17 protein-coding genes are annotated in these 20,840 nt (G+C 60.3%); 12 read left to right on the top strand and 5 right to left on the bottom strand.

All coding sequences use genetic code 11. The features are described 5' to 3' along the window. Together BFL40_RS25905 and flgG are read right to left on the bottom strand one after the other, a co-directional pair. Positions 1-606, bottom strand: a 606-nt coding sequence (locus BFL40_RS25905; protein WP_071486602.1) for a response regulator transcription factor, incomplete at its 3' end; no start/stop codon positions are given. Between the two features lie 100 nt (positions 607-706). Further along, entirely contained in the window at positions 707-1,492 is a 786-nt protein-coding gene (flgG, locus tag BFL40_RS25900) for a flagellar basal-body rod protein FlgG (RefSeq protein ID WP_071486601.1), read from the bottom strand. A gap of 253 nt (positions 1,493-1,745) precedes the next feature. Here flgG and BFL40_RS25895 point away from each other — a divergent pair, with 253 nt between their 5' ends. The 4 genes from BFL40_RS25895 (at position 1,746) to BFL40_RS25880 (ending at position 8,136) form a co-directional block, all read left to right on the top strand. Then, positions 1,746-3,299, top strand: a complete 1,554-nt coding sequence (locus BFL40_RS25895; protein WP_071486600.1) for a sugar ABC transporter ATP-binding protein — start codon at positions 1,746-1,748, stop codon at positions 3,297-3,299. After that, positions 3,292-4,314, top strand: a complete 1,023-nt coding sequence (locus BFL40_RS25890; RefSeq protein WP_071486599.1) for an ABC transporter permease — start codon at positions 3,292-3,294, stop codon at positions 4,312-4,314. Before BFL40_RS25895 ends, BFL40_RS25890 begins: the two co-directional genes overlap by 8 nt. A 28-nt stretch (positions 4,315-4,342) precedes the next feature. After that, entirely contained in the window at positions 4,343-5,398 is a 1,056-nt protein-coding gene (locus BFL40_RS25885) for a substrate-binding domain-containing protein (RefSeq protein ID WP_071486598.1), read from the top strand. 341 nt (positions 5,399-5,739) lie between these two features. After that, on the top strand, positions 5,740-8,136 hold the full coding sequence (locus BFL40_RS25880) for a TonB-dependent receptor plug domain-containing protein (protein WP_071486597.1): 2,397 nt from the start codon (positions 5,740-5,742) through the stop codon (positions 8,134-8,136). A 92-nt stretch (positions 8,137-8,228) separates the two neighbouring features. Here the strand turns inward: BFL40_RS25880 and BFL40_RS25875 are convergent, their stop codons facing one another. Next, a complete protein-coding gene (locus tag BFL40_RS25875) occupies positions 8,229-8,690 on the bottom strand; it encodes a DUF3574 domain-containing protein (protein ID WP_071486596.1) in 462 nt (153 codons plus the stop codon). 551 nt (positions 8,691-9,241) lie between these two features. Here BFL40_RS25875 and BFL40_RS25870 point away from each other — a divergent pair. The 5 genes from BFL40_RS25870 to BFL40_RS25850 all read left to right on the top strand — a co-directional run bounded on the left by BFL40_RS25870 (position 9,242) and on the right by BFL40_RS25850 (position 14,068). Continuing rightward, on the top strand, positions 9,242-10,225 hold the full coding sequence (locus BFL40_RS25870; RefSeq protein WP_071486595.1) for an aldo/keto reductase: 984 nt from the start codon (positions 9,242-9,244) through the stop codon (positions 10,223-10,225). A 196-nt stretch (positions 10,226-10,421) separates the two neighbouring features. Further along, entirely contained in the window at positions 10,422-11,264 is an 843-nt protein-coding gene (locus BFL40_RS25865) for an SDR family oxidoreductase (protein WP_071486594.1), read from the top strand. A gap of 224 nt (positions 11,265-11,488) precedes the next feature. Further along, on the top strand, positions 11,489-11,866 hold the full coding sequence (locus BFL40_RS25860; RefSeq protein ID WP_071486593.1) for a DUF1330 domain-containing protein: 378 nt from the start codon (positions 11,489-11,491) through the stop codon (positions 11,864-11,866). Positions 11,867-11,922: 56 nt separating this feature from the next. Beyond that, a complete protein-coding gene (locus tag BFL40_RS25855; protein ID WP_071486592.1) occupies positions 11,923-12,984 on the top strand; it encodes an alpha/beta hydrolase family protein in 1,062 nt (353 codons plus the stop codon). 172 nt (positions 12,985-13,156) lie between these two features. Further along, complete coding sequence (locus tag BFL40_RS25850) at positions 13,157-14,068, top strand: AraC family transcriptional regulator (protein ID WP_071486591.1); 912 nt, start codon at positions 13,157-13,159, stop codon at positions 14,066-14,068. A gap of 163 nt (positions 14,069-14,231) precedes the next feature. Here the strand turns inward: BFL40_RS25850 and BFL40_RS25845 are convergent, their stop codons facing one another. After that, positions 14,232-15,998 carry a sigma-54-dependent Fis family transcriptional regulator gene (locus BFL40_RS25845; RefSeq protein ID WP_071486590.1) on the bottom strand — a complete coding sequence of 589 codons (1,767 nt, stop codon included), beginning with the start codon at positions 15,996-15,998 and terminating at the stop codon, positions 14,232-14,234. Between the two features lie 279 nt (positions 15,999-16,277). Here BFL40_RS25845 and BFL40_RS25840 point away from each other — a divergent pair, with 279 nt between their 5' ends. The 3 genes from BFL40_RS25840 to BFL40_RS25830 all read left to right on the top strand — a co-directional run bounded on the left by BFL40_RS25840 (position 16,278) and on the right by BFL40_RS25830 (position 19,607). Then, positions 16,278-17,753 carry a benzaldehyde dehydrogenase gene (locus BFL40_RS25840; protein ID WP_071486589.1) on the top strand — a complete coding sequence of 492 codons (1,476 nt, stop codon included), beginning with the start codon at positions 16,278-16,280 and terminating at the stop codon, positions 17,751-17,753. A 57-nt stretch (positions 17,754-17,810) separates the two neighbouring features. Next, positions 17,811-18,578, top strand: a complete 768-nt coding sequence (locus BFL40_RS25835) for a coniferyl-alcohol dehydrogenase (protein WP_071486588.1) — start codon at positions 17,811-17,813, stop codon at positions 18,576-18,578. Positions 18,579-18,659: 81 nt separating this feature from the next. Further along, the gene (locus tag BFL40_RS25830; RefSeq protein ID WP_071486587.1) at positions 18,660-19,607 is read left to right on the top strand and encodes a SphA family protein; all 948 of its coding nucleotides are present in this window, start codon (positions 18,660-18,662) and stop codon (positions 19,605-19,607) included. Here BFL40_RS25830 and mhpT read toward each other — a convergent pair. Next, positions 19,604-20,833 (bottom strand): 3-(3-hydroxy-phenyl)propionate transporter MhpT, encoded by a 1,230-nt coding sequence (gene mhpT / locus BFL40_RS25825; RefSeq protein WP_071486586.1) that lies wholly within the window; start codon positions 20,831-20,833, stop codon positions 19,604-19,606. The genes BFL40_RS25830 and mhpT overlap by 4 nt on opposite strands. Positions 20,834-20,840 lie beyond the last annotated feature (7 nt).

Raw genomic sequence — 20,840 nt, 5'->3', positions numbered from 1 at the left:
GACCAGCAGTTCGGCGCGGCTGAACACCCTTTTCGGCGCCTTGGCCAACTGGGCCAGCAACCTGAACTCCGTGACGGTCAGCGCCAAGGCAACGCTTTTGCCTGCAATGTTCACCGTCACTTCATGGCTTTCGATATCAATTTCAAATGCGTCCACCCGGATCATGGCGAGGCTGGTTCGGTCGTTGTTGGCGATGGAGCGCCTGAGCACTGCTTGGGTGCGGGCCACGACCTCTGCCGGGTTGAATGGCTTGACGATGTAGTCGTCGGCGCCGAGGCGCAGGCCCATGAGTTTGTCCAGGTCCTGGTCCTGCGCCGTGAGCATGATCACTGGCGTATTGCCGCGATGGCGCACTTCGGCCAGCACTTTCCAGCCGTCCACATGGGGCATCAGCACATCCAGCAGCACCAAGTCCGGCTTGAGCGTGTGGTGCATTTCCAGGGCGCGTCGTCCGTCGAGCGCGTGGGCGGTGCGAAAACCGCTGCGCTTGAGATAGGCAATCAGAATGTCCGCGATCTCAGGCTCGTCTTCCGCAATCAGCACGAGCGCCTGGGTTTCTCTGGCGCTCTCGGGTCGGGGCGTCGATGCAACGGGGAAATCAATCATGGTCTGCTCGGTGAATGTACCGCGTGCCGTTGTCTCCCTGCGCGCGCGGTTACCTGCCTTGTCGTGGGCGCCTGTCCATGGCCACGTTTACAAGTGCTGATCATAGCTTCTGGGTGAGGGTGCCCAACATCTGGTTGGCCGTGGAAATCACTTTTGAGTTCATTTCATACGCGCGTTGCGTGGTGATCATATTGACCATCTCTTCAACGGTGCTCACGTTTGAGGTCTCCAGCGTGCTTTGCAGGGTCGTGCCAAAGCCGTTAAGCCCAGGCGTACCGATCTGGGGTGCGCCACTGGCCGCCGTCTCCAGGAACAGGTTATTACCGATCGCCTGCAAGCCGGCGGGGTTGATGAAGTCGGCGGTCTGCAGGTTGCCAATCACTTGTGAGGCGGGGTTGCCCGCCACGGTAATGGAGGCCGTGCCATCCTGGCCCACGGTGAAGGTCTTGGCATTACTCGGCACGACGATGGCCGGCTCCAGCGAGAACCCGCTCGCCGTGACGATCTGGCCGTTGGCGTTCAGGTGAAAGGTGCCGTCGCGGGTGTAGCCGGTGGTGCCATCCGGCTGCAAGACCTGGAAAAACCCCCGGCCATTGACGGCCAGGTCCAGCGGTTGCGCGGTGGTTTGCAGGCTGCCGGTGCTGAAGTTTTTCTGGGTGCCGACGATCTGGACGCCGGTGCCCAGTTGCAACCCCGATGGCAACTCACTGTCTTGCGTCGACTTCGCGCCGGGCTGGCGCTTGATCTGATACAGCAAGTCCTGGAATTCGGCGCGGTCACGTTTGAAGCCGGTGGTCGAGACGTTTGCCAGGTTGTTGGAAATGGTCGTCAGTTGGGTGTCCTGGGCGGACAGGCCGGTTTTTGCGACGTACAGGGCAGGAATCATTGGGCTCTCCTCGTAAGCCCGTTCGACGGGGCACTGCGGTGAGCGCAATTGTGCGAAACGAATGTGCTCTTTTATTGGAGTGATTGTGGAGTAATGGTGGAGTTTGGCTTTTTTTGGCCTGCGATTTGAGCTTGCCTCTGGTGGCGAAACGGCTTCACTTATAACCAAATATTTTTTTCTATGCGATAGATCTATTGGATTGTTCATAAGGGAATGCCTTTAATTGCTGGCTTAGCCCGCTTTAGAGACCCTTATGAGCAGACCCGTTTCCATTGGCGCCGAGCCACTGATTCACGTGCGTGACGTGTGCAAAACCTTTGGTGCCAATCGCGCGCTGGATCACGTCAGTCTGCAAATTCATCCCGGTGAAGTGGTGGCACTGCTCGGTGCCAACGGCGCAGGCAAGTCGACCTTGGTGAAGATCCTCGCCGGCAGCCAGGTCCCGGATGAAGGTGAGTTGTGGGTGAGCGGCCAGCGTCAGCATTTTGCGTCGCCATTATCGGCGCGGCGAGTGGGTGTGGTGGCGGTGCATCAACAGGTCAATGACGGCATCGTGCCGGGGTTGAGCGTGGCGGAAAACCTGTTGCTCGACGAACTCTGCCAGCCGGATACGGGGTTGTGGTTCAACCGCAAACACCTGCTGCAACGCGCCGCGATTATCGCCGCCGGCCTCGGGCTGGACCTGCCTCTGCAGCTAGCGGTAGAGCGTCTTGGCCAGGCCGAGCGGCAATTAGTGGTGCTGGCCCGGGCCTTTGCGCTGCAACCGAAACTGCTGATCCTGGACGAACCCACTGCGGCGCTGTCGGATGTCGAGGCCCAGCGGCTGTTTGGTTTGATCGACACCTTACGCAGCCGCGGGGTGGCGATTCTGTATATCTCCCATCGCTTGTCTGACCTGCAACGCGTGGCCGATCGTGCTGTCGTTCTGCGCGATGGTCGACTCGCCGGTGAATTCAGTGCCCGCCAGTTACCGGCGGCAGTGGAAGCGATGCTCGGCTCAGCCCTGGACAGCTATGTCCATGAGCCGGTGGTGCCAGGCCATGAGGTATTGGCACTGCGTGGCGCCCAAGTGAGTGCACGAAGCGCAGCCTTTGACCTGTCGCTGTACGAAGGCGAGGTCGTGGTGCTCACGGGGTTGCTGGGTGCCGGTAAAACCGAAATCGCCGAATTGCTGTTTGGTTTGCGTCAGCCTGCGGCCGGTACGTTGCAACTGGACGGCCAGCGCTGGCAGCCGCGTTCGCCACGTCAAGCCATCGCCTGCGGGGTGTTTTTTGCTGCTGAAGACCGCGCCAGTCACTCTCTGATCGCCGATTTCTCCCTGCGTAAAACCCTGACCTTGCCGTTTCTGGAGCGCTTCACCCGGGGCGGTTTTATCCGCCACCAGGCCGAAGCTCGCGCCGTGCAGGCGCAGGTCGCGGCACTGGGGATCAAGACGGCGGGAATTGACCTGCCCATGAGCGCGTTGTCGGGCGGTAATCAGCAAAAAGTCATTCTCGGTCGCTGGCTGATGGGTGACGGCCGGGTGTTGATCCTCGACGAGCCGTTTCAAGGCGTCGATGTCCGCGCCCGGCGTGACATTGGCCAGTTGTTGCGCCGCAGTGCCGCCGGCCGCGGAACCTTGGTGCTGTGTGCCGATGTCGACGAAGCCCTGGAGATTGCCGACCGGGTGTTGGTGGTCCGCGATTTCTCCATCGTCGCCGAGTATGCCCGCGCCGATTTGACCCGCGCCGCGCTGGTGGCGGCGCTGCTTGAAGAACCTGAACCCTCCCGAATTCCCACATCGCCAAGGAGTAGAGCGAGTGCCTGACGTAATTGTGCCGCTGCCCGTTTCCCCGCCCGCTGAACGCCTGCTGCAAGGGGTTATCCGTTACGGATTGCTCTTGGTGCTGGCGCTGATCGTGGTGTTCTTCAGCGTTGCAGAGCCTGCCTTCCTGCGGGTCGGCAACCTGTTCATCATCTTGCAGTCGGTGTCGATCGTCGCCTTGCTGGCCTTAGGCGTGACGCTGACCATGGCCGTCGGCGGCCTGGATTTGTCCATCGGCGCGGTGGCGGCGATGAGTCTGATGATCGCCAGTTACGTGATGGTGGTGCTCGGCTGGGGCGCTGTGCCGGCGGTGCTGATCAGCCTTGCCGGTGGCGCGCTGGTTGGCGCGTTCAATGGCTGGCTGATCGTCAAAATGCGTGTGCCGGATATCCTCGCCACCCTCGGCACGATGTTTCTGGTGATCGGCGTGCAGTTGATTCCTACCGGCGGACGGTCGATTGCGGTGGGCATGACCTTGCCCAATGGCGATGAGGCCGAAGGCATTTTCAGCGCCGTGTTCCTGGCGTTGGGGCGTGGCCGGTTATGGGACACCGTACCGATTCCGGTGCTGGTGACCGCACTGATGGCCTTGCTGGTCTGGTTGTTTCTGGAGCGCACGCGCATCGGCCGGTTGTTCTACGCCATTGGCGGCAACGAACAGGCCGCGCGCCTCGCCGGTGCATCGGTGCAGCGCTACAAGGTGCTGGCGTACGTGCTCTCGGCGTTACTGGCGTCCCTTGGCGGTTTGTTGCTGGCGGCCCGCTTGGGACGTGGCGATGTCAGCTCCGGCAACGGCCTGGTGCTGGATGCATTGGGGGCGGCGCTGATTGGTTTCGCGGTGCTCGGGGCGAAGAAGCCCAATGCCTTTGGCACATTGGTCGGTGCCTTGTTGGTTGCCACCTTGCTCAATGGCCTGACCATGCTCAACGCACCGTATTACGCCCAGGATTTCGTCAAGGGCATGGTGCTGGTGCTGGCCCTGATGTTCACCTTCGGCCTGGCCCATCGGGCACGCTGAGTCTCTCCCTCGCTTACAAGGATTTGCCATGCAGGTTTCGCTTAAAGGTTTATTGCAACGCTGGACGGCGGGCGCCTTGCTCGCCGGGATGGCCCTGACCGCCCAGGCTGAAGGGCTGCCCGGGGCGCCGGCACCGTTTGACAAGGGCGGGGTGAAAATCGCCATGGTCGGCTTCCTGTCTTCCGGGGATTTTCCGGAGGCATTTCTGCGCGGTGTCGAGCAACAGAGCAAGGCTCTGGGCGTTGACCTGCGGGTGTTCGATGCCCGGCAGCAAGCGGCGGTTCAGCGGGAAATGATTCTGCAAGCCATCGACCTTGGCGTCGATGGTATCGTCGTCCAGTTGGGGCTCGCCGAAACCCTCAAGGACGTGGTGGAAAAAGCCGTCGCCAAGGGCATAAAGGTGGTGGCGTTTGACGTCGATCTGAACAACCCGAAGGTGGTCCAGGTCGAGCAGGATCACCATGCCCTGGCACAACTGGCGCTGGATCAGGCAATCAAGGACAACGGCACACGCTTTGACGCCGGCTACGTGTACATCAGCGGGTTTACGCCGATGGAGCGCCGTGACGAGATCTGGAGCCAAATCAAGAAGGCCAATCCGGGCATCGTCGAGAAGGCGCGCTTCGGCACCCTCAACCCGCCGATTGCCAACTCAGTGGCTGACCAGGCCAGCGCAGTGCTGCGCGCCAATCCGAGTATCAGCGTGATCTTTGCGCCGTTCGACGAGTTCGCCAAAGGCGCGAAAATTGCCGTCGATGAAGCGGGTAAGGGCGCCCAGGTGAAGATCTACAGCGCAGACATTTCCACCGCCGATATTCAAATCATGAAAGAGCCGGGCAGTGCTTGGGCCGCCACCGCAGCGGTCAACCCGCAAGTGGCTGGGGCCATCAGTGTGCGTAGCCTGGCGATGCTGATTGCCGGTGAGAATCCGGGGGCCAAGGTACTCGTACCCCCAACCGTGATCACCCGTCAGCAGTTGCTCGACCTCGACGTGAAAAACGTCAAAGACCTCGCACAAAAAGTGCCGGCTTTCGGCGAGACGGCGAATGTTGCACGACCCCAGTGGATTCCTGTTGCACCGTAAGTTGATGGGGGTTGTTGGTTAAACAACTGTTGCGTGAATAACAGTTGTTTAAGCGCAGTTGTTTAATCAACACTTGGCCGAATGGCGATCTAACCTAAGAGGTATTAGTTATTTTTAAAGGCTGAATGCGATCTCTATGCTCGGTGTGTTTCAAGTTTGAAATATTGTCGTCAGGCAATACGCAAACGCCTGTGGCCGCTACCTAAGGCTGCCATTGTGAGTGTTAACCATAACTAGATCCACACACTGAAACCACCATTGGAGACGGCCTTTCATCTATCAGGCAGGGAGATCCTGTTGCCTGATAGTTGAAGTAGGAGCCATTCAGGAGTTATACAATAATGTCTCGTCGTACTTATTCTTTGCTCAGCGCAGCGATTATCGCCGCCCTGACACAAACCCCTGTTCGTGCCCAGGAAACCACCGGCAACGAAGCGGTCGAACCGACCAATAAACTCGACACCGTGGTAGTCACCGGCACCCGCGCAAAAAACCGTACGGTGCTGGATTCACCGGTGCCGGTGGATGTGCTGACGGCCGCTGACCTGAAGTCCACCGGTGCGGTCGGTGGTGAGTTAGGCCAGGCCTTGCAGACCCTGTTGCCGTCGTTCAACTTTCCCCGTCAGTCCAACTCCGGTGGCGCCGACCACGTGCGTGCGGCGCAACTGCGGGGCATGAGCCCGGACCAGGTTCTGGTGTTGATCAACGGCAAGCGTCAGCACACCTCGGCACTGGTCAATGACTCATCGAAGATCGGGCGCGGCACGGCGCCGGTAGACTTCAACGCGATTCCCATCAGCGCCATCAAGCGCATTGAAGTACTGCGTGACGGGGCGGGCGCGCAGTATGGCTCCGACGCCATTGCCGGGGTGATCAACATCATCCTTGATGACGCACCGCAAGGCGGTGAAGTGTCCACCAGTTACGGCGCTTACCACACCCATCAGGACGCTATTGGCCGCACCACCACCGACGGCCAGAACGCCTTTACCAGTGCCAAGATCGGCACGCGGATTGGTGACGAGGGTGGCTTCGTGCGAGGCGGTACCGAGTACAAGGATCGCAACCCAACCAACCGCGCCGGCTTCGACGGCTTTGCCGATACACCGGGGCAACGCAACTACGTAATGGGTGACGGCAATGCCCGGGACGTTAACGCCTGGTTCAACAGCGAATTGCCCATCGGCGACATCAAGGCTTATGCCTTCGGCACCTATAACCAGCGGGCGACGACCGGAGCGGCGTTCTACCGCTATCCGTCGGCGCAACCGACGTTCTACCCCAACGGCTATTTACCGCAGTCGCTGGGTGACAACCTCGACCTTTCCGCCACTGCCGGTTTTAAAGGGCTGATCGGCGAACTCTGGGACTACGACGCCAGCCTGACTCACGGTCGTAACCGCTTCGAGTCCTCGGCCCGGCATACCCTCAACGCCTCCTTGGGGGCTGACTCCCCGACCCATTTCGACACTGGCGACTATGAGCTGCGCCAGAGCGTGGCCAATCTCGATCTGACCCGACAGCTGCAACTCGGCTCGCGCGCGTTTGTCCTGGCGCTGGGCGGTGAATACCGCTATGAAAACTACCTAACCCGCGCGGGAGACGCGGCCTCTTACAGCGGCACCGGGGCTGATGGCGCCAGCGGTTTGCGCCCCAGTGAAACGGTGGATATCGACCGCAATGTGTTTGGTACCTACGTCGATCTGTCAGGTGACCTCACCGATCGCTTGTTCGTCGACGGCGCCGCGCGCTGGGAGCATTACGACGACGCGGGCAGCAAGCTCACCGGTAAATTCAGTGGCCGTTATGCACTGACCGATGCGGTGGCGTTGCGTGGTGCGGTGTCCAATAACTTTCGTGCGCCATCCCTGGCCCAAGTCGGTTTTCAACACACCACCACCAACTTTGGTGATGGCGGACAGTTGACTGATATTCGTGTGTTGTCCGTCAACGACCCAGTGGCCCGCGCCCTCGGCGCCGAGAAACTTAAACCCGAGACTTCGAAGAACTTCAGCCTCGGCCTGACGGCGCAGCTCAATGATCGGTTTGACCTGTCGTTCGACGTCTTTCGCATTGATGTAAAAGACCGCATTACCTTGTCCCAACGCATCGGTGGCGATGCCATGGAACAGTACATCCAGAACACCGTGGGCGTGGCCGGTGTGCATGACGTGAACTTCTTCACCAACGCTGCCGACACCCGCACCGACGGCGCCGAACTGGTGCTCAACTATCGCCAGCCGTTTGCTTGCGGGCAGCTTGGTTTGACCACCGCTTACACCGTCAACCACACCAAAGTGCTCGCGACCAAGGGCACCCCGGCGCAATTGACCGCCATCGGTATCGGTAACGACGCCTTGGTGGGCGTGGAGGAACGCAACACCTTGACCGATGCGGCGCCCAAGGACCGTTTTGTCTTCACCGCCAACTGGAACGATGATACCTGGGGCCTGCTGGGACGCCTGACCCGCCAGGGTGAAACTACCCGGGTCTTCGATTTTGGCGATGGTAATCATCCGACGCAGACCTACGCTGCCGTGTGGCAACTGGATACCGAGGTCAACCTCAAACTCACCAAGCAACTGACCGTTGCCCTGGGCGGCAACAACATTACCGACAACTACCCGACACGCTCCAACTCGCAGATCAACTACGGCGGGAATCTGCCCTATGACGTGCTCTCGGCGATTGGCTCCAACGGGGCTTACTACTATGGCCGGGCGACGTATGCGTTCTAAGGCCAAGGCGGCGTTTTTGCTGGTCGGTCTGATTCTGAGCGTGTGCGCAACAACCCTCAATTGACACCTGAGGGTTGATGCGCGTCGGTGGCCTAGAACGAAACGGCCGCCGGTTGCGACAGACGCAGTACCGACAAATCGCCGGTGATACGCTTCCATGCCAGGCGAATGGCTTCGATGTCTTGCTGGTGCTTGGGGGTGTCCTCATGCAGCACGACGATGACCTTGGTCGCCAGCCGCTCCGGCTCCTTGGCGCCGTGATCGCGCCACTGGCCGTAGGCGTCCAGTACGCTGAAACCATCGGGGAAGCGCGGGGTGACTTCCTGATCGAGAAACGCGCGCCAGCGTGCCGGGCTGATCACGCCTTCGGTGCCATTTAAGGGGCCCAGGGAGAAATACAATTCAGTGCGAAGCCATTGCGCCTGGGCCGGACGCGAGGCGTCGTTGATCAGGGTTGAACTGGTGGGGTTGGTGGTGTGCACAGCGACGGGCGGAGCGCTGACACAACCGGCCATGGCGAGGCACAGGGCAGCCAAAATCAAGCGTGGAGGCATGGAGCGTCCTTGAGGTTTGCTGGGGATGAGAGGGGTAATCGCCGGTCACTATAAAGTCACTGCCGGATTGGGCAGAAAGACCAAAAAGGTATCACGCGCAGGGCTTCAGGAATAACACCTCAGTGTGGGTCTACTTTGGGCGCAAAGTGATGCGAGCAAGGCGGGTAATCGGCGGGTATTGAATCAGGCAATAAAAGACGCGGATCGGGCAATTCACTGGGCTGTTGGTCGACGCATACTCCAAGCGTTGATGCAGGACTGGGAGAGCCGACGCGGTGTTCTGGTGTGCTCCCGTCGCCAGCGGTGAAATGTACGGTGCTGGCAGTTTCCCCGCTTATCACCTGACAGAGATCTACCGAATAGGACTACCGATGAAAAAGGATAGAAGGGCAGTTGAATCAATCTCTCATGGTCATCGGGTTCTCAGTCGTCGCGAGGTATTGATCGGCTCTGCCATTGTCGGCACAGGATTGACCATCGGCATCTTGCCGTGGGCAACCGCATCGGATCGCATCCATAGCCTTGGTGACGCCGTTGATGGAGGACGCATCATGAAGACGCGCAAACTCGGCAACCTGGATGTTTCGCAGTTGGGTTCGGGATGCATGAGCATCAGTGCCAACTACGGTCCACCAGCCGACAGAGCTGAGGGTATCAAGCTGATTCGCAGCGCTTATGAAAAGGGCGTCACCTTCTTTGATACGGCCGAAGTCTATGGCCCCTATACCAACGAAGACCTGGTCGGCGAGGCGCTCGCGCCTTTTCGCGATCAGGTGGTCATCGCCACCAAGTTTGGCTTTGACATTGAAGCAGGCGGTCTCAACAGTCGTCCTGAACATATCCGAGCGGTGGTTGAGGGTTCGCTCAAGCGCCTGCGCACCGACCGTATCGATCTCTACTACCAGCATCGGGTCGACCCGAGCGTGCCGATTGAAGAGGTTGCGGGAGTGATCCGTGATCTGATCAAAGAGGGCAAGGTGTTGCATTTCGGCCTCTCCGAAGCCAGTGCAAGCACGATTCGTCGGGCACACGCGGTCCAGCCGGTGGCGGCGGTGCAGACCGAGTATTCGTTGATGGAGCGCACGGTCGAACGCAACGGCGTACTGGCAGTGTGCGAGCAACTCGGGATCGGTTTTGTGCCCTGGGGGCCACTTGGAATGGGCTATTTGCCCGGTACCCTGAGTGCTCAAACCCGACTCGATCCGAAGACGGACCTGCGTACCGGATTCGACCGTTTCAGCCCTGAGAATTTGGCCGCCAATGCGCCGATCATTGACTTCCTCAAGGCATTTGCAACGCAGAAAGGCGCAACGCCTGCGCAGCTCTCGCTGGCCTGGCTGCTGGCGCAGAAACCCTGGATTGTCCCAATTCCCGGCACGCGCAGGCTTGATCATCTGGAAGAGAATCTTGCCTCCGTCAACCTGCAACTGACGTCTGCGGACCTGAGCGAGATCGACACGGCGCTAGCCAAACTCAAGGTGCACGGAGGTCGAATGAATGAAATGCAGATGCGTGTTGTCGATCAGACGGAGTGAGTTGCACCGTCAAAGTTTATCGTCTTGATAGCGTTACGAATTGTGCAACCTGCTCTGTGGCCGTATTTACGGGCAGGAGAGTTGTGAGGCGACTTTCAGCAGGTTCGTCATTTTAGGCAATGAATTCGCCGGTTAATGCAGCAAATAACAGGGTGGGCTCGACACAATAGGCACTCGTTAGATGAGGCGTAATCACATGGCTGAGAAAAAAGTTTGGTTCATCACCGGCGCTGGTCGTGGGCTGGGTGTCGACATCGCCAAGGCGGCACTCGCTGCCGGCCATGCCGTTGTAGCCACCGGCCGCGATGCCGGGAAAGTGGCGGCAGCCATCGGCGAGCATCAGGACTTGTTGGCCATCAAGCTTGACGTCACCCGTCCTGATGAGGCCCAGAGCGCGGTCGAGGCTGCCATCGGCAGATTCGGGCGGATTGATGTATTGGTCAATAACGCCGGCAACTTCTATGCAGGGTTCTTCGAGGAACTCAGCCCGGAGCAGGTGCGCAACCAGATCGAAACGCTGCTGTTCGGGCCGATGAATGTTGCTCGCGCTGCACTGCCGGTGATGCGTAAGCAGCGTTCCGGGCTGTTGCTGACGATTTCCTCCACGGCGGGCATCGCCGGTGGCCTGTTCTGCACCGCCTATGCGGCGGCGAAGTTTGGCCTCGAAGGTTGGATCGAGTCCCTCACGCCTGAAATCGAGCCCTTTGGCATTCGCACGATGTTGGTTGAGCCCGGCTTCTTCCGCACCGAGTTGCTGACGACCGGCTCCACCACGTTCGCGCCACCGTCGATCGACGATTATGCCCAGCGCACGCGCGAAACCGTCACGGCCTGGAGTGGCATGGACGGCAAGCAAGGGGGTGACCCCGCCAAGCTCGCCGACGCGATTGTGCAACTGGCAGGGCTCGACGAGCCACCGTTTCGGTTCGCCGCCGGCGCCGACGCGGTGCAGACCTTCGAGGCCAAGGCCAACGCGTTGCTGGCACAGGCCGACGCCCATCGTCAGCTGTCGTCGGCGCTTGCCCACGATGACGCCTGACGCGTGCAATAGCATGCCCACCGACCAGGCCTGAGATTTTTCAGGGAGGGGCTTTCTGAGCAGCCCCTCCGATTCGCTGAATCAGGCAGTAGAAGCAGCAGAACCGGCAACTCCCTTCCGGCACACCCTCACATACTTTGACGACCGCGATTGCCCATCGATGACCGATCCGGCTCGGCTGGGTTTCGTGCGGTCTGTTTTTCATATTCATAGGAGTTCATACGATGAAAAAACTGCTCACCGGTTCTGTCGCTGCAATCACGCTTGGGTTTACAGGTCTTTGCCTGGCACAGGATCCAGTGCCCCACGGCTACATGATCGCCAACTACCAGATCAACGATCAGGCCACCTTCCAGCGCTACATGGAAGCCGCAGGGCCGCTGGCACCGAAGTACGGTGGCAGGGTGATTGTCTTCAACCTCAATGCCACGGCGGTTGAAGGAAAGCCCAAGTCGGTGATGGCGATTGCCGAGTTTCCAAGCCTTGCCGATGCCCAGCGGTTCTATAACTCGCCGGAATACACCGCCGCTAAAGAGTTTCGAATAGCCGCGACCGAAGGCTCCGTGGTGATCACTGAAGGTTACGTGCCTGCACCGCAGTAATCCGGTGCCAGGTCTTTGCAATCCCAACCTCCTTCAGCCGATATCCGGAGCCTGACATGGCCAAGCCACTCGATCTGCTCATTCCCCCCGTCAACACGCCTTCGCAAAGCCGCCGCAACCTGCTCAAAGTCGGCGCAGCGTTGGCCACACTGCCTGTGATCGCTTCGACACTGTCGTTTGCCCAGGTCGCGGAGAAACAAACCATGACCGCTACCACTCCTGCCGACTCATCCGATGCTTTCATCAATGGCCTTGCCGATCTGATGGCGCATTCGACACGCACGCCGATTCTGCGCTGGCCGAACGAGTACGGCATGGAGTATGAAGAGATTTTCTTCCCCGCGATGGATGGTGTGACCATTGAAGGTTGGTTCATTCCCGGTAAATCCAACCGCCTGGTGATCTGCAATCACCCGATGCCGTGCAACCGTTATGGTTACCCTGGGCACCTGGAGCCGTGGACTGACTTTGGCGGTTTTGAGGTGAATTTCCTGCCGGAATACAAAGCCTTGCATGACGCGGGCTACAACATCATCGCCTACGATTTGCGCAACCATGGCCGCAGTGGCATGGGTAGCGGCGGCGTGAACGGTCATGGCGTGTTGGAGTACCGCGATGTGGTGGGTTCATTGCGTTACGCCAAATCCCGGCCTGATACCAAAAATATGAAGACGGTGTTGTACAGCCGCTGCCTGGGGGCCAACGCCACCATCGTCGGCATCAAGAAGCACCCGAAAGAATTCAAACACGTCAAAGCGCTGGTGGCGTTGCAGCCGGTAACGCCAAGGGTGTTCGTGGAAACGGCGGTGGAGCGGCAGAAGATCGCCAATGGTGTCGAGCGTTTCGATGCCGCGCTGCATCGGCGCACCGGCTATCACCTGGCAGATATATGGCCAATGGAGTACGCCAAGGCGGTGACTTTGCCGACGTTTGTCGCCCAGGTACGCAATGACTTCCTGACCAAACCCTCCAATGTCCAGGAGATTTTCGACACCCTGTCCTCCAAGGACAAAGCGTTGTTCTGGATCGAAGGCACTGACCTTAGATTTCAGGGTTACAACTACTTCGGGCAGCACCCGAAACTGATCTTGGACTGGTTTGACAAGCACATTGCGTGACGTTGACTTCAGGGAGCTTGTTCTACGTGTTTAGCGCCCGGCAACTGCCGGGCGTTGGTCGTCCGTTAGTTTCCTTGAATCAGGCAAGCAACTAGCCGGTTCCCATGCAGCGCTTCACATAACGGGGTGATCCGTGATCAGCTACAGGCCTCATATTCTCAAGGAGTCAACTGTGCAAACTGCCTTCAGAAGCCACCCGATTGTCAGTGACACCAGTCGTCTCGCCGGGGCCGTCAGCCAGATTGTGCGCAGCGACTGCGACCAGTTCACCGCTATTCCCGGCCTGAGCCTGCACCGGCGAAAAGCCGCTTCCATGCCCGTGCATTGTATTTACGGATTGGGCATTGGCGTGACGTTGCAAGGTTGCAAGCAGGTGATGGTGGGGGAAGAGGTGCTGAGCTACGCGCCTGGCCAGTCGATGGTTACCAGTGTCGACCTGCCGGTCATTTCACATGTGACTCAGGCCAGCATTGCGCAACCGTTCCTGGGTATGATGCTGACATTCGACAGTGCCACGGTGATGCAAGTCGCCGAGCGCATGCATTTGTCACAGCGCATGAAAGATGACGGATTCCGACCGATCACAGTGCAGGCCCTTGACGCTGGCGTACTGGATGCCTTGGGGCGATTGGTGGGTTTGCTCGGCGAACCAGAGTTGCTGGAGACGCTGGCGCCGCTGATCAAGGAGGAGATCATCGCGCGCCTGCTAAATGGTGCCCACGGTCCGCAGTTGCTGCATGTGGTCGCTGCCGGTTCGCCCAGCCAGCATATTGCCAAGACGGTCGCCTGGCTGAAACTGAACTTTCGCCAGGCGCTGCGCATGGACGACCTGGCGTCGAACGCACATATGAGCCCATCCACCTTTCGCCAGCACTTTCGTACTGTCACCGGCATGAGCCCGTTGCAGTATCAGAAACAGCTACGCCTGCAAGCGGCACGGCAGTTGATGCTCAGCCAGAATGTTGATGCGAGCAGTGCGGGCGGGTTGGTGGGCTATGAAAGCTCGTCGCAGTTCAGTCGTGAATACAGCCGTTTGTTCGGAGAGCCACCTCAGCGGGACATCAAGCGCATGCGTTTGCAGTAGGTTGCTTTGAGCTTCCCCTTGAAAACAAGTCGTAAATTAAGCCTTTCTTTGTATGTTAAATACAGGAAATCATTAAATTTCAATTTTTTACACTCTATTCGCTAGTCTCTTTTTCGTTCCGGTGGGAACCACTGAATAGTGTTGACGTGGGTGGTGGTTGGCGTCAGGTGAGTTGCCCTCGATGCTTCTTAAGCCGGTAGGCGAACTGAGCGCGGCTCAGCCCCAGGAGCCTTGCCGCCGCCGCCAGGTTGCCTGCGTTCTGTTGCAAGGCTTCGTTGATCAGGCGAGATTCCAGACCGTCGATAGAAAACCCCTGGTCCAGTTCGCCAAGGGTTTCCAGCAGTGCCGGGCGACTCGTGGGTGGGCGCAGGTCAGTGGTGGACAAGCTGCCGTGGCCGTCCACGCCGTAGGGATCAGACGGCATCGGTTCGTTGCGAAACAGGTGGACCAGGTCGATGGCTTGGCCTTCATCGCTGGCGATCAGGCCGCGCTCGATCAGGTTTTGCAGTTCCCGCACGTTGCCCGCGAAGTCGTATCGCAACAATACCTTCAGCGCACGCATGGTCAGGCCCGCTGGCGTCCGGGCGTATTCCTGGCAGAAGCGCGTGAGGAACGCGTTGATCAGCAGGGGGATATCATCCCGGCGTTCGCGCAGCGGCGGCAAGGCAATGGGGTAGACGTTGAGTCGGTAGAACAGGTCTTCGCGAAACGTACCGTCAGCCACTGCTTTGCGCAGATCAATATTGGTGGCGGCGACCACGCGTACATCGACCTTGATCCCGCGCACGCCGCCGACCCGTTCGATTTCCCGCTCCTGCAAGGCCCGTAGCAGCTTGCTTTGCCCGGCCAGGCTGAGGCTGGTGATTTCATCCAGAAACAGTGTCCCGTCCTGGGCCCGTTCGAAACGCCCGGGGCGTGAATGCGTCGCGCCGGTATACGCACCGCGCTCGACACCGAAGAGTTCAGCTTCGATCAGGTTGTCGGGGATGGCCGCGCAATTGAGGGCCACAAACGGGCCGTCGTGGCGACGGCTGAGCTGGTGCAACTGGCGCGCGAACATCTCCTTGCCGACCCCGGACTCACCGCTGATCAGCACGGTGGCGGGGGTCAGTGCGACCCGTTGCAACGCTTGTGTCGCGGCGTTGAACGCCGCACTGGCGCCAATCAAGGGGGGTGGCAGACCGCTCCTGGCGCTGCTGCTCACCGGGTTGTGGGGTGTTGGGGAGACGCTGGGGTTTGTGACGGGCTGGGACACATTCAGGTAGCGCAGGTCCTGTTCGACATCACCCCACTGTTCGGCCGTCTTGCCGATCACCCGGCAGCATCGGTGACCCATGCCACGGCATTCCACCTCGCGGAAAATCACCATTTGCCCAAACAGGCCACTGACGAAACCTATGGCATAGCCGGTTTCAGTCCAGCACACCGGGTCCTGACCGATGCCATAAGTCGCCACATGTTCGTCGGCCTCGCAGGAGTGATGCCAGAGAAACTCACCTTCATAGAAACCCGAGTCGGCGTCGAACTTGAAGTGCAGGGGTTCGACCTTGGTTATGCCTTCCAAGGTGTGAAGGTGCGTCCCGGCGCGAAACACGGCGGCGGCATCGGCCTGTGGCCAGCGTTCGCGTATCAGCCGGGCGTCCCGCGCACCGGAGGCGTAACCGGTGCGGGTAAACAGGCCGCGCGCCTGCTCCAGGCCCAGGCGTTCGATGACTTCCCCGCGCAGGGCGCCGAACGAGGAGCAGTGCAGCAACAACATGCGCTGGTCGTTGAGCCAAATACGCCCGTCTTCGGGAGAAAAAAACAGGCAGTCGGTCAGTTCCGCAGGCGTCGGCGAACTGCTGTCGCTGAGCTGGCGGCTGTCGCCCCGAGGATGGTAGCGCCTGGTGGCTGCCTGGTCGTCGGGCAGCGTGCTGTGGGGATTAGTCATTGTTATGCCCCTGCAATGCGAGTGAACGATATGAGTAACCGCTGAGATAGTTATTAAACATAACCTTATCAATTGAACAAGTGACAGGTACACGGTTTCTGCAACCGAGCCGTGGGCTGTGCGTGAGTTTCGCGCGGCAGGTCGCGGACCAGAGCCCTCGGTGATTTATGTCTGCGCTGCTGCGCGCAAGCGGCACAGCCTTTGCTCAAGGCTTGATGCGGCGTTTGCACAGGCTCGTGGCTGTGCAGGCGATGAAAACTACAAGAACCGGGAGTTGCCATGTCAGTGTCTGAAACCACCCACCTGTTACAGCGGGCGCTTGAGTCCGAATGCCTGTTCAACGGCGATTGGATACCCGCCACGGGATCTGTGATCGACGTGATCGAACCCGCCACCAGCGAGCCGCTGATGCGCTGTGCCATGGCCAGTGCGGCCGACATGGCCACGGCCTGCCGCAGCGCGGCCTTGGCCCAGCCTGCGTGGGCCGCGCTCGGTCCCAGGGAGCGCGCTGAAATTTTTCGCAAGGCCGCGGATTTGGCCCAGCAGTCGTTCGCCGAGCTGGCGTTGTATATCGCCCGGGAAACCGGGGCGGCGCTGTTCAAGGGCGAACACGAAGTGCGCGAGGCGATTGTGCTGCTGCACCAGGCGGCTGGCCTGTTGTCCCAACCCCACGGGCTGGTGCTGCCCAGTGAGGCGGGGCGCCTGTCCTATGCGCGGCGTCAGCCACATGGGGTGGTCGGGGTCATTTCACCGTTCAATTTTCCCTTGGTCTTGTCGCTGCGTTCGGTAGCACCGGCCCTCGCAGCGGGGAATGCGGTCGTGCTCAAACCCGACCCCCAGACCCCCGTCAGCGGTGGTTTCATTATCGCCCGGCTGTTTGAGGCCGCGGGCTTGCCCAAGGGTTTGCTGCACGTATTGCCTGGCGCCGCGCCTGCGGGTGAAGCGCTGTGCCGTGACCCCAATGTGCGGATGATCGCTTTCACCGGCTCCACCGCGGCCGGGCGCAAAGTCGCCGAGGTGGCCGGGCGGCACCTGAAAAAAGTCGCACTGGAACTGGGCGGCAAAAACCCGCTGATCATTCTCGAAGACGCCGACCTGGACCTGGCCGCCAGCAATGCAGCCTGGGGGGCCTGGCTGCATCAGGGGCAAATCTGCATGGCGACCGGCTTGATTCTGGCCCACGAATCCATTGCCGCCAGCCTCACCCGCAAGCTGGTGGACAAGGCCCGGGCGCTGACGGTGGGCAACGCGGCCCGGGGCGAAGCCGCGCTCGGCCCGTTGATCAACCAACGGCAACTGCAGCGCGTGCACGAAATCGTCAGCGACAGCCTGCAGGCCGGCGCACGGCTGGAGGCGGGCGGCGACTATGACCAGCTGTTTTATCAGCCCACCGTACTCAGTGGCGTTCGCCCAGGAATGCGTGCCTTCGAAGATGAAATCTTCGGCCCGGTGGCCACGGTGGTCAGTTTTGCCAGTGACGAGGAGGCCATCGAACTGGCCAACCGCACGGAGTATGGCCTCTCGGCCGCCATTATCTCGCCGTCGGTGGGGCGCGCCATGGCCATCGGCGAGCGGCTTGACTGCGGGCTGCTGCACATCAACGACCAGACGGTTGCCGATGAATGCATCAACCCCTTCGGCGGGCGCGGCGCCTCCGGCAATGGCGGCAGTGTGGGCGGTCCGGCCGACTGGGACGAGTACAGCCAGTGGCAATGGGTCACCGTGAAAAATACGCCGCCGACTTATCCTTTCTGAGCCCTGGCTCATCAGCTTGAAACCCGCATGCCTAGACAAAAATAAGAGGGCTTGAACATGAACTTGCAAAACAAAACCTTGATCGTCACCGGCGTCGCTTCGGGCATTGGCGCCGAGTTGGCGCGGCTGGCGCGCTTCCAGGGTGCCAGGGTGATCGGCGTTGATCGCCATGAACCGCAGTTGACCCTGGATGGTTTCTTCCAGGCAGATTTGGGCGACCCTGCCAGTATCGATGCGTTGGCGGCGCGCTTGCCGGCGCGGATCGATGCGCTATGCAATGTCGCCGGCGTACCCGGTACGGCGCCGGTGCAAATAGTGGCGCAGGTCAACTACCTGGGCTTGCGTCATCTCACTCAAGCGCTGCTGCCACGCATGTCGGCGGGCGGCAGTATCGTCAATGTCGCCTCGATCCTCGGCGCGCAATGGCCGCAACGCCTGGAATTGCACAAGGCGCTGGCGGCCACCGACAGCTTTGGCGCGGGGCAGCAATGGCTGGCGGCCAACCCGGTGGAGCAAGCCAGTTGTTATCAGTACTTCAAGGAAGCGCTGATCGTCTGGAGCTTCCAACAATCCCAGGGGTGGTTTCGCGATCACTCGGTGCGCATCAACTGCGTCGCGCCGGGGCCGGTGTTCACACCGATTCTAGGGGATTTTGTCAGCATGCTCGGGCCCAAGCGTGTTGCCGAGGATAGCCAGCGCATGACCCGCCCAGCCTTGGCCGACGAGGTGGCGGCGGTGATCGCCTTCCTGTGTTCGGATGCCGCGCGTTGGGTCAACGGAGTCAATCTGCCGGTGGACGGCGGGTTGGCGGCCACCTACGTGTAGGGCCCCGACAACGCTCAACCCCGGTGGCGGATTCACCGCGCCGGGGGTCTTGAACAACAACAAAAATACAGGACAAACAAGATGCTCAAGCCAATCTTGCGGACGGTTGCGGCCACGATTTTTGTCGCACTGTCGTCGACTGCACATGCTTATGACTTGCCCGGACTCAACCTGGGCAGCACCAGTTTCTATGACGGCTCGCCGGCACCGGCCGGGCCGGGCTGGTACCTGGAGGAATACCTGACGTACTCCCGGGCCAGCCGCTTCAATGATGCCAATGGCAACAAGCTGGCGTTACCCAAACAGGACCTGGAAGTCGTGGCGCCCACCACGCAGATCATCTACGTCGGCCAACCCTGGGCCAATGGTGCGATGCCGGGTTTCACCTTGATCAATACGTCGCTGGCCCATGTTGATGTCGACGATGGCCTGCACAATGCGGCGCTGAGTTCTCGCGCGGGTTTTGGTGATTTGACGGTGGGCGCCTTCCTGCAGTTGCCGACCCTGACCCGGGCCGATGGCAGCCCGCTGCTGACCCAACGTGTTGAGGCCGATGTGTCGATTCCGGTAGGTGCCTATGACCGCAATCGTTCGATCAACCCGGGCAGCAACTTCTGGTCGTTCAGCCCCTATTACGCGGCGACTTATTGGTTCAGCCCCACGTGGTCGGCGAGCGGGCGTTTCATGTACCTGTGGAACGGCAAGAATGATGATCCGCAGGCGGGCTTCGGTGATGTCTCCAACACCCAGGCGGGGCAAGCGTTGCATGCCAACCTGACCTTGCAATATGCCCTCAACCCACAACTGAGCGTGGGGTTGAATGGGTACTGGTTGAAGCAGGTCACCGACACCCAGGTGGATGGACACGCCGTCAGCGGGCGCCGGGAAAAGGTCTGGGCCATTGGCCCAGGCCTGGTCTACGCCTTCAATAAGGAGAACGTCTTGTCGGTGAATGCTTACTTCGAGCAGCAGGCTGAAAACCGCACCGAGGGCAACAAGCTGGTGCTCAATTGGCTGCACAAGTTCTAGGCTTTGGTTTGCCCGGCGGTCCTGAGTTCAGGAACGCCCGGGGACGCCGTACGCATCATCACACCCATGATGGTGAGTGCGGCGATCACCACGCCGGGAGACGTGGCCAGTAGTACGCCGGTGGTGCCGGCGCCCGCCGCGAGGAGTTGCCCGGCAGCCAACGGCCCGGCCACCGAACCCAGTCGGCCGATGGCCACCGCTGCGCCGACGCCGGTGGCGCGTACAGAGGTGGGATAGGACGGCGGGGCCGAGGCATAGAGCACCAGTTGCGCGGCCATGACAAACAACCCAGCAGCAAAACCGGCGATCGCCATGGGCACGATGCCGACCGAAAGGCCGACGCCAGCGAGTGCAGCCAGCAAACCGGCATACACGAACAACACCACTTTGAGGGCATTGCAACGGTCCAGCAACACGCCGCCGAGCAGCGAGCCAAGGGCGCCGCCAATGTTGAAGAGCATCTGCACCATGCCTGCCTGGGGTTTGCTGAAACCCTGTTCCAGCAGCAGCGACGGCAGCCAGTTGAGCAGCATGTACATCACGGTCAGTGTGAAGAAATAGCTGAGCCACAAGGCCAGTGTCGTGCGCGCACGGCCTTCGCCAAACAGCGCCTGGCCGGTGGAAGGGCGAGGGGTGCTGGTGCTTTCGAGTTGCTGGCGGAAGGCATTCGACTCGGGCAGCAGCAGGGCCATCAGCGGTACGACCAGCAAGGGGGCCAGGCCGCCGATGATAAAGGTGGTTTGCCAGTGTTCACTGGAAAACATCGCCACGACGGCGGCCAATGCACCACCCAATGGCACGCCGCAGTACATGACGCTGATCGCGGTGCCACGGTTGCGTTCGCTCACCGCCTCGGCGCACAGGGCGATCAGGTTGGGCAACGCGGCGCCCAGGCCCAGGCCGGTCAGGAAGCGCACCAGCAACAGGCTTGAATAGCTTTCGACAAACGCGGTGCTCAGGGAAAACAGCCCGAACATCAACACGGCGAACACCAGGATTTTCTTGCGTCCGATTCGGTCGGCGACCCAGCCGCCGAAGAACGCCCCAGGCAGTAGCCCAATGATCCCGGCGCTGAATACCCAGCCGAGCATCTTCGGGTCCAGGGCAAAACTCTGGCGCAATCCTGCCGCGGCGGTTCCCGCGGCTTGCAGATCGAACCCCTCGATTAAGGCAACGATAAAGCACAACGCGATAGTCAGCGTCGAACGACGCGATGGACTGTCCATGGGTAAA

Origin of the sequence: Pseudomonas costantinii (genome assembly GCF_001870435.1) — a bacterium.
In the GTDB taxonomy this organism is placed as follows: Bacteria; Pseudomonadota; Gammaproteobacteria; order Pseudomonadales; family Pseudomonadaceae; genus Aquipseudomonas; species Aquipseudomonas costantinii.
Note: the sequence above shows the minus strand (reverse complement) of the source record. Positions and strands in the feature narration are given on the sequence as shown.